Source organism: Nitratidesulfovibrio liaohensis (assembly GCF_011682075.1).
Taxonomy (GTDB): Bacteria; Desulfobacterota; Desulfovibrionia; order Desulfovibrionales; family Desulfovibrionaceae; genus Cupidesulfovibrio; species Cupidesulfovibrio liaohensis.
The window spans coordinates 1-8,562 of record NZ_VSMK01000046.1 but is presented as its reverse complement, the minus strand read 5'-3'; the positions used below and the strand labels follow the sequence as shown (position 1 = coordinate 8,562).

The 8,562-nt window shown below is 67.5% G+C and carries 7 protein-coding genes and 1 pseudogene; 1 reads left to right on the top strand and 7 read right to left on the bottom strand.

Features of this window, described 5'->3' with window-relative positions:
- Positions 1 to 392: pseudogene (locus FVW27_RS02140) on the bottom strand (AAA family ATPase); the annotation flags it as partial.
- Between the two features lie 556 nt (positions 393 to 948).
- Here FVW27_RS02140 and FVW27_RS02135 point away from each other — a divergent pair.
- On the top strand, positions 949 to 2,070 hold the full coding sequence (locus tag FVW27_RS02135; protein WP_341806038.1) for an HDOD domain-containing protein: 1,122 nt from the start codon (positions 949 to 951) through the stop codon (positions 2,068 to 2,070).
- A 153-nt stretch (positions 2,071 to 2,223) separates the two neighbouring features.
- Here FVW27_RS02135 and FVW27_RS02130 read toward each other — a convergent pair whose 3' ends face one another.
- The 6 genes from FVW27_RS02130 to FVW27_RS20575 form a co-directional block, all read right to left on the bottom strand.
- A complete protein-coding gene (locus FVW27_RS02130; protein ID WP_167122348.1) occupies positions 2,224 to 3,423 on the bottom strand; it encodes an aminotransferase class I/II-fold pyridoxal phosphate-dependent enzyme in 1,200 nt (399 codons plus the stop codon).
- Positions 3,410 to 4,552 (bottom strand): glycosyltransferase family 4 protein, encoded by a 1,143-nt coding sequence (locus FVW27_RS02125; protein ID WP_243838156.1) that lies wholly within the window; start codon positions 4,550 to 4,552, stop codon positions 3,410 to 3,412. The genes FVW27_RS02130 and FVW27_RS02125 overlap by 14 nt, the downstream gene beginning before the upstream one ends.
- 128 nt (positions 4,553 to 4,680) lie before the next feature.
- Positions 4,681 to 5,748: a glycosyltransferase gene (locus FVW27_RS02120; protein WP_167122346.1), complete on the bottom strand. Its 1,068-nt coding sequence runs from the start codon at positions 5,746 to 5,748 to the stop codon at positions 4,681 to 4,683.
- Positions 5,748 to 7,088 carry an O-antigen ligase family protein gene (locus FVW27_RS02115; protein ID WP_167122344.1) on the bottom strand — a complete coding sequence of 447 codons (1,341 nt, stop codon included), beginning with the start codon at positions 7,086 to 7,088 and terminating at the stop codon, positions 5,748 to 5,750. The genes FVW27_RS02120 and FVW27_RS02115 overlap by 1 nt, the downstream gene beginning before the upstream one ends.
- A gap of 82 nt (positions 7,089 to 7,170) precedes the next feature.
- Positions 7,171 to 8,283: a glycosyltransferase gene (locus FVW27_RS02110; protein WP_167122342.1), complete on the bottom strand. Its 1,113-nt coding sequence runs from the start codon at positions 8,281 to 8,283 to the stop codon at positions 7,171 to 7,173.
- Positions 8,284 to 8,376: 93 nt separating this feature from the next.
- Positions 8,377 to 8,562, bottom strand: a 186-nt coding sequence (locus FVW27_RS20575; RefSeq protein WP_208294572.1) for a hypothetical protein, incomplete at its 5' end; no start/stop codon positions are given.

Below are 8,562 nucleotides of genomic sequence, written 5' to 3'. Positions count from 1 at the left end.
AGCAGCGGTTCGGACAGCGGCACCACGGCGTAGGTGCCTTCCGCGTGGCGCCAGTCGCGCACCGGGGTCGCGGTGCGTCCGGCCACGGTCATCAGGCGCAGGACGTGGTCGCCCTCGCCGGAGCCAAAAGCGGCGCCGGAGGCCGGGGGGGGCGTATCCACGAACCAGATGCACCCGCACATGACGTGGGTGCCCCGGTTGACGCGGTGGGTCAGTTCCAGCAGGCCCTCCACGGTGCGTTCCTGGGCCACGTTGAGCATCATGTCCAGAAACGGGCTGATGTCGAACTGCTGGAGCACCGAATGGGCCAGGGTGGGTTCCGTGGCGTCGGGCGCGGACTGGCGGGGCGGAGCGTCCGCAGAGGGGTGGGGCGTGGGCGACATGGGAGACATGGGAACCTCGGGGATTGGGCGGATTGCCGGAATTGCGGGGCAGACGACCATTCCGTGGAGGATGGCGGCGCGGCTGCGGTGTGTGATGGCTGTTTCTAACGATATATCGTTACGAAATTTCGTCAACAACGAAATTTCGTTAGAGAGTCACAGGCTGACGTGCGCGGCAAACCCTTGCCAGCCGTGGGTCGCGCCATTGTCACAGGTCTGGCACGGGTTGTGCTTCATGCTGCCATGAAAGACGGTGCTGCCGTTCTTTTCGGTGCCGAGTCCGCGCATTCCCTCGTGCCCGGACTTATGATTCAGTCGCTTCATTCCGACAAAGCCCCGGTGTTCCCCTCACCGGGGTTTTGGCATTTTCGGGATCCCGCAGTTATTTCAGGAGACAGCTGCCTGCGCCGACGGGGGCGTGTGCCAATTCATGTGCCAAACCGCCAGCCGGACATACACCGGGATAGGGCGTTGCCCCGGGCAACCTCACCCACCGGGCCGCCGGTGGCGGGTGTTTGCGTCCGATGGCAATTGGCGTATGAGAAAGGCGTCAGTGGATGATCCCGTGTCCGATATCCTTTCGGGGGTGGTTGTGTCGCAGGCAGTGGGGTTGGGAATGCAGGGCGGTTGCGACCGCGATGTGCAGGATATTGCCGAGGAGGCGGTTGCGCGAAGGTTCCGGCTTTCCGGTGCGGCGCACCCGTTGTTGGTGCTGCTGCGGCGCAGGGCTGTCGAAGCGCTTGCGCAGTCCCTGTGCTCCGGTGTCTCGTGCGAATTGCCCGCCCCGCGCATGCCCCTGCCGCCAGAGGTGACCCACGAGGCCAACAGCGGGGTGGCGCCCGGCGATCTGGACGGGCTGGCCGAGCGCGCCCGCCTGCCCGCCCTGCCGCAGGTGTTTCTGGAATTGCAGCACGCCATGGAGCGCGAGGAACCCTCGTACGATGAACTGGCGGCCATCATTTCCAAGGATCCCCGCCTGGCCGCGTCGCTGCTGCGGCTGGTCAACGGGCCGCTGTTTGGCTTTCGGGCGCCGGTGGAAACGGTGAGTCGCGCGGTGGCGGCGGCGGGTACCCGCCGGGTGACATCGCTGGCCCTGGGCACCTTTGTGCTGGGGCTGTTTCGTGAACGGCCCCCCCACGTGGTCAACCTGCACGATTTCTGGCTGCATTCGGTGGCCACCGCGCTCATGGCGCGGGCGCTGGCCACCCGCATGGGCCGTGACGATCCGGAACGCTACTTCGTGGCCGGGCTGCTGCACGACATCGGCTGGCTGGCCATTTGCGCCGTGTGGCCCGCCGGGGCGGAGCGGGTGCTGGATCGCTGTCGTGACCTGGGAGAAACGCTGACCGAGGCGGAGCGGACGGAGCTGGGCATGACCCACGGCGAAATGGGCGCGGCGATTCTGCGACGCTGGAATCTGCCGCCCGTGCTGGTGGATGCGGTGCAGGCCCACCATGCCCCGTCCGAGGCCCCCGCCAGTGACGAGGCCCTGCTGGTGCACCTGGCCGACGAGGCGGTGAAGGCCTTCGGCATCGGCGGCACCGGCGACGATTGCATACAGCCGCTGGACACCGATGCAACTGGCCTGCGGTCCATATCGGCGCACGATCTGGACGCCGCATGCGAGGCGCTGCTGGAAGGGGTGGACGAGATGTACGCGGTGCTCGGGGCGGGGGCGCGAGGGTAGTTCGGAGTCTTGCAGGCTTCCCGCATCCAGCTGTGTGCCGGGGGTCGGGAACGGTGCGTTTCGCCGAGGGGTGGTGTGTCCGGAAGGGGGCACGCCACCCCTCGGCGTTTTGTCCGGACATGGGGAGAGCGACAGGCGGCGGGACGGGGCGGCTCAGGCGTCAAGCGATCGCGCGACCTGGCGCAGGGCCTCGGCCAGCCGTTCGCCTTCCTGGGCGGGGCGAGCCTGCATCCGCAAGTATCCCGCCGGCATGCCGGGTATGTTGTCGCAGGCGCGAACCAGTACGTGGTGGCGCAGCAGTTGCGCCCGCACCGAGCCAGACGTGACGCCCTGCGCCAGCAGGCGCGGGTGCAGGCGGCAGGTGAGAAAGCTTGCCCCTTCCAGCATGGCGCCGGGATCGAACAGGCCGGTCGCGCGGGCGGCCCGCAACAGCGTGGTGCGGTCGATGTGCAGTGTGGGCAGGCGGTCGCGGTAGGTGGGGCGTGCGTCAAGGAAACGCTGGCCCATGGCCTCGGCATATGGGCTGACCATCCATGGCGGGCGTGCGGCGTGCAGCCTGGCCAGCAACGGGCCCGGCCCGGCAAGGTACCCCAGCCGTATTCCCGTGCAGTGGAAGAACTTGGTGAAGCTGTGCAGGCCAAGCACAGTGGTTTCGAAGGTACACGCCGTGGTCAGGGCCTGCCAGTGATGTCCTGCGTATTCCGGGGTGCCCCACAGGAAGTCCCGGTAGGTCAGATCCACCAGCACCGTGCCGTATCCTTGGCGAGCGAGAGCGGCGACCAGCGCGGGGAGGTCCGGTGCGGCAATGGCGCACGGGTTGCCGGGCGAGCAGAGCACCGCAAGTTCCCGCCGGGCGTCGCCGGGTGGCGGGGCTGATGCGGCGGGGGGCGTTTCCAGGGCGCCGACCGGGGCGCTGTGCAACACCCGCCACGGAATGCCATGCGCATCACAGGCGCGGACGTATTCGGAAAAGGTGGGACCGAGCAGGGTGACCCGCGTGGGGCGCAGCACTCGCAGCGCCAGCCAGATGAGTTCCGACGATCCGTTGCCCACGAGCAACTGGTCCGGTGAAACGCCTTCGTCAAGGGCAAGCCGCTGGCGTAGTGCCGTGGAGTCGGGGTCGGGGTAGTGTTCGAAGGGGTAGGGTACCGATGCCACCAGGTCGCGGGTCAGGTCTTCGGCTTGGGCGAAACCGTTGCTGCCGCAATCCAGGATGGCTTCCGGTGCGACGCCCAGTTCGCGGGCAACCCGGTACACCTCCCCCCCGTGTGCGCCTTGCGCGGGGGAGGTGGCGGGTGATGCGTCGGGCTTGTGACCGGGGGCGCGCCGGGGGGCGGATTCACGAACAGGCATCGACAAACCCGCGCTTGCGCAGCAGTCTGCGGTACAGTGCCTCGAATCGGTCCACACGGGTGGCTGCCGAAAATTCCGGGGCCATGTTCCGACTGGCTTCAGCCCATGCGGCGCGGAGCTCCGGCTGAGCCATGGCCTCGCGTAGTGCCGTGGCCAGTGCGTCGACATCGCCAGCGGGGACGAGCAGGCCGTTGCCGCGCAGCAGTTCGGGCACGCCGCCCACATTGGACGCCACCACCGGCAGCCCGGCGCAGATGGCCTCAAGCAGGGTGTTGGGCATGGATTCCGAAAGCGAGGGCAGCACGAACAGATCCATCAGGCGCAGATGATCGGCCACCAGCGGCGTGGGCGGTACAAGGCGTACCCGGTCGGCGATGCCCAGCTCCGCGCATTGTGCGGCCCAGCGTTCCGGGGTGACACCCACCACCACCAGCGTCGCATGGGCAAGGGCGCCAGCGCTTGCGTCTCGCGCGGCGGCAAAGGCCCGCAGCAGCGGGCCCACGCCCTTGACGTCCTTGTCGCCCGCGACGGTTCCGATCACGGGGCTCAGCTTGAAGCCCGTGGCGTCAAGCCCGGGCAGGTCCAGCTCGGCGCGCAACTGGTCCGGCGCGGTGTGGCATTCCATGCGCGCCGCAGGGATGCCGTTGCGGATGACCTCCACACGGGCTGCCCCCACCCCCACGCCGCGCAGTACGTCCGCGCAGGCCTGCGAGTTGGCCACGAAGGCATCCATGCCCGGCGACCAGTAGGGCAGCGGGTTGCCGGGACGGAACACCACCCCGCGATACCCTGCGCACACGGCCTTGCGGCCTGAAAGCCGCCATTTCAGCCCCAGCCAGGCCACGCGTTTCACGGCCTTGTTGTGGAAAGCCTGCACCACGCACGGACCGCTGGCCGGAAAGGCATCGGCAAGCGCCGCACCCCAGTGTGCGGGGCGCTCCGGAAGGTCGGCCCAGCGGATTCCCGGCGCAAGGTTGCGCAGCGTGGCTCCCGCAGGGGTGAAGAATATGACGTGGTGGCCGCGTTCCGCCAGTCCTTCGGCAAGGTACAGCGCCTGGCGGGACCCGCCGCTTTTGGTGGAGGAAGAGGTGAGCAGGATGATGTGCATGGCGTGTGCCGTGGTTGGCATGCTTTGGTGTTGTCCGCAGCCTTGTGCGTCGTCGGCGTGACGGTCGTGGGTGTCGGCAGGGTGCTTCTGAAGGAGGTTGCCGACAGGGCTGGCGGTTGGAGACGGCGGGAGTTCCGGATGCCTGATGGTCACTGCCGCCTTGCGTATGCGGTCACTTGGTCGGCAAGCCAGCATTCCAGTTCGCGCGCCTTTGCGTCAAGGTCGCAACGAGTGCGGCATGCTTCAAGGGAAGCCTGCCGGGCCGCCAGAAGGGCATCGTCCGACAGGGCCAGGGCGGTGCGCAGCACTGTGGCAAAGGCTTCCGGCCCGGCATCGGGGGGCAGCAGCCACGGTTCGAGCTGCGGCGTGAACACCTCGCGTACGCCGCCCACGTCGCGGGAAACGGGCAGCAGCCCCTGCGCCAGGGCCTCCAGCAGGGTGTTCGGCAGGCCTTCACTGCGCGAGGCAAGCAGGAAGATGTCCGCCTGGGCCAGCAGACCCGGCACGTCGGTGGAGAAACCATGCCAGAGCACCCTCTGGGCAAGGCCCAGCGACGCGGCAAGCCCGCGCAGGCGCGTTTCGTCAGAGCCGGTGCCCACCACGTGCAGTTCAAAGGGCATGTCGATGGTGGACAGCGCCCGCAAGAGCGTTTCGTGTCCCTTGTCAGGGTTCAGTTGTTGCGTGGCGATGAGCCGCCGGGGCGCGTGCGTCGCAAGGGGGGCCGTCGTGGGTGTCTTGCCGTTCAGCACCACATGCACGTCGGCCGGGTCGACATAGGGCAGGCTGCGGGCGAAGCCATCGGCGATGAAGCGGCAGGGGCACAGGAATGCCGGGCGAATCCACGCGTGCAACAGGCGCGTCTTGATCCTTTGGGGGATGTCCTCCGGCAGGCCGATGCGCTGCACCACGGGAATGCCCAGCAGGCGCGCGGCCACTCCGGCCGTGGCGAGGTCCTTGCCGATATTGAGGACGACGATGTCGGTGCGTTGCCTGCGGAAGGCGCGCAGGAAGCGCGCCACGGCGGCGGGGTTGAGGTCGCACCCGAAGGCCGCGCGTTCCCCGTGTCCCACGCGCTGCCGGGCCTGCGCGACGAATTCCGGCTGGCGGCCGTACACGCGCACGTCATGGCCAAACGCGGCAAGGCGTTCGGCAAAGTCGAGGGTCCATGTCTTCACCCCGCCCCATTTGCGGGTGGCATTGATGAAGGCGATGCGCATCAGTGCTGGTCACCGGGTGTGGAGGTGGCGACGGGTCGGGCCGGATGGACGGAATGGGCGGGAGCCTCCGGGGCGTTGACCGTGGCACCGATCATGACGCCAAGGTGCCCCATGGATACGGCCATCCACCACGTGCGCAGAAAGTCGTGGGCCGACAGCGCCTCGACCAGGTAACAGACCCAGCCCGCCAGAAAGAAGGCGCCCAGCGTCCACATTTCCGTGCGTGCGTCGCCGGGCCGGGCGGTAAGGTTGCGCCAATGGCGTCTGCCCGCCCAGATGAGCATGCCGTACAGGAACAGCAGCGCAATGCCGAGGCCCACGAACCCGGTGTCCACCACAAACTGGATGTACATGGAATGCGGGTGCTGGATATTGGTGGAATTGATCACCGGGTGCAGCCCCAGGGCCTTGAACGCCGGACCGAACATGCCCATGCCCCAGCCGGTCAGGGGGCGGGCCTGAATGACTTGCCAGGCCATGTCCCACAATTCGATGCGCCCGTCGCGCATGGCTTGTTCCACGCTGATTCGGTGCGGGCCGAAATGCAGGGTGAGGCCCAGCAGGATGGCGGGAGAAACCAGCCAGTACCAGCGGGGGCGTGCCAGCAGAACCCACAGCACGAACATCGCCGCCCCGAAACCCAGGTATCCGCTGCGAGCCTGGGCGAATATCAGCAGATACAGGCCAGGAGCCAGAAGGGACGCCATGATGGCCGCGTGCTTCCAGACGGTCATGACGGGGAAGGCGCGGCGCAGCACCCACCACAGGCCCATTGCGGGAACCAGGACAAGCGCCATGTAGTTGCCCACGCGGTAGGTGGACAACGATCCGGTGAGTCGACCGGCCATGATGGCGGTGCCCTTGATGAGGTCGTGGCCGGTGACGTGTTGATAGATGCCGTCCAGCCCTTCGTAGCAGGACACGATGGCAAAGGCCCAGATCAGGCGGCGCAGGTCGCGTGCGTTACGGGCGCACTCCATGGCGATGAAGGGCAGGGCGAACCCCTTCCAGGTGTTGGGCCACACGTAGGCGAGGCTCTGGCGCGGGTCCAGCGACAGGGCCGTCTTGACGCAAATGAGTCCGTAGAAGGCCGCGAACAGCCATTTGAGCGGAAAGCGGCTCAGGGTGGATTGCCGGTACCCCCAGTAGTGGTAGGCGAACAGGGCTGCCAGACTGAGGATGGGACCGGCTTCACGGAAGGCCTGCCCCAGCGGAAACGTGGCGATGGACAGCCAGAACAGCCAGAATAGCGTCGTGCGTGCCCATTCCGCCTTTTGCGGATCGGAAGCGAAACGGAATGTTTCGACGGCGGCGGTAATATGGTGGCGGATGTCTGTCATGCGGAAAATAATATCCCACCCAGCGAGCCGCAGGAAGGTGCTTGTGCGGACGGGACGGAGGGGGCGAGCGGAAAGGTGAAGGTCAACGCGCGGTCACCGCGAGGTTTCCGGCCAGTAGACCGGTGTAGATGGCGTGCAGGGCAACGGCGTAGCGGTCCATGGTGTGCGGAGCGGACAGGCGGCGTGCCGCGTCAGACAGCCGCTGGCGCAGGTCGTCGTCGCGCAGGATGGCGAGCAGCTTGTCCGCGATGTCGGCGGGTTCGGTTTCGCACACCAGCGAGGCCTCGCCAGCCAGTTCCAGCATGGGAACGTGGCGGGACACCACGCACGGCAGCCCGCAGTACATGGCCTCCAACTGGGCGATGAGGAACCCCTCGAACTGCGAGGGCATGGCGAACACGTCGGCCGCCTTGTAGAAGGCCGCCACGTCCGGGCGGAATCCTGTCAGCGCCACATGGTCACGCAGGCCCAGTTCGTCGCGCAGGGCCTCCAGACGGGGGCGCTCCGCCCCCTCACCCACCAGGGCCAGCGATGCGGGCACGCCCGCGTCGCGCACAATACGGATGGCCCGAATGAGCAGATCGAAATTCTTCTGCTGCACATAGCGCCCCACGGCCACCACCACCGGGCCGCCCAGGCCGAAAGCGGCGCGCAGGTCCAGCGGGGGCGCGTCGAAGCGGCCCGCGTCTATGGCGTTGTACAGCACCTTCACCGGGCGGCCCGCCAGATTGTGGTCGGTGGCGATCACCTCGGCCACGGCCTTGGAAACCGCGAGGTACAGCGTGGTGGCGTAGGACAGCAGCTTGTCGGAAAGCCTGCGGTGCAGGCGTTTCTCGTGCTTGATGTTGTGCAGGTGGGTGACCACGGGAATTCCCAGGCCCAGCGCGGCGATGCGCCCGTGATGGTTGGCGCTGATATGCATGGTATGGATGATGTCCGGGGAGAATTCGCGCAACATGGCGCGCAGGCGCAGTGATGTATCCAGCCGGTGCGAGGCGATGGCGCGGATGTGCGAGCCCACGCAGTGCACCTTGATGCCTGCGGCCTGGTATTCCGGCAGCATCTGCCCCGTGCCCGAAAGGTTGAAGACGCGTGGCGTGACGAGGCCGTTGGCGCGGTAGGCCAAGGCCAGGTCGAACAGCCACTTTTCGATGCCGCCGAAGGGCAGCCCGCCGACGAGATAGGCGATTTTCATCCTGAGGTTCCGGCTGATGGTTGCAGGAACATTGCCGCATGCGCGACCGTGCGGGCCGCGTCGGGCTGGCCGGAGCACGAATGCTGAACGGTCCTACTCGTAGCCCGCCGTGCGGTCAAGGGTTGCTGACATGGAAAGCGGCGCGGGAAGGATGGCGGCCTTCCCGTGTGCGTGGCCCGTTCCGCCTCCCCCCCCTCCCCGGCTGGTGCCGACCATGCGCTGACCGTGCGCCAGTTGGGGGCGCGCCGACGGGCCGCCCGAGCCTGCCACCCGTCTTGC

Bases quoted from the DNA above. Each gene is read 5' to 3' on its own strand.
- FVW27_RS02130 (WP_167122348.1), bottom strand. From the start codon at position 3,423: ATGCCTGTTCGTGAATCCGCCCCCCGGCGCGCCCCCGGTCACAAGCCC.
- FVW27_RS02125 (WP_243838156.1), bottom strand. From the start codon at position 4,552: ATGCCAACCACGGCACACGCCATGCACATCATCCTGCTCACCTCTTCC.
- FVW27_RS02120 (WP_167122346.1), bottom strand. From the start codon at position 5,748: ATGCGCATCGCCTTCATCAATGCCACCCGCAAATGGGGCGGGGTGAAG.
- FVW27_RS02115 (WP_167122344.1), bottom strand. From the start codon at position 7,088: ATGACAGACATCCGCCACCATATTACCGCCGCCGTCGAAACATTCCGT.
- FVW27_RS02110 (WP_167122342.1), bottom strand. From the start codon at position 8,283: ATGAAAATCGCCTATCTCGTCGGCGGGCTGCCCTTCGGCGGCATCGAA.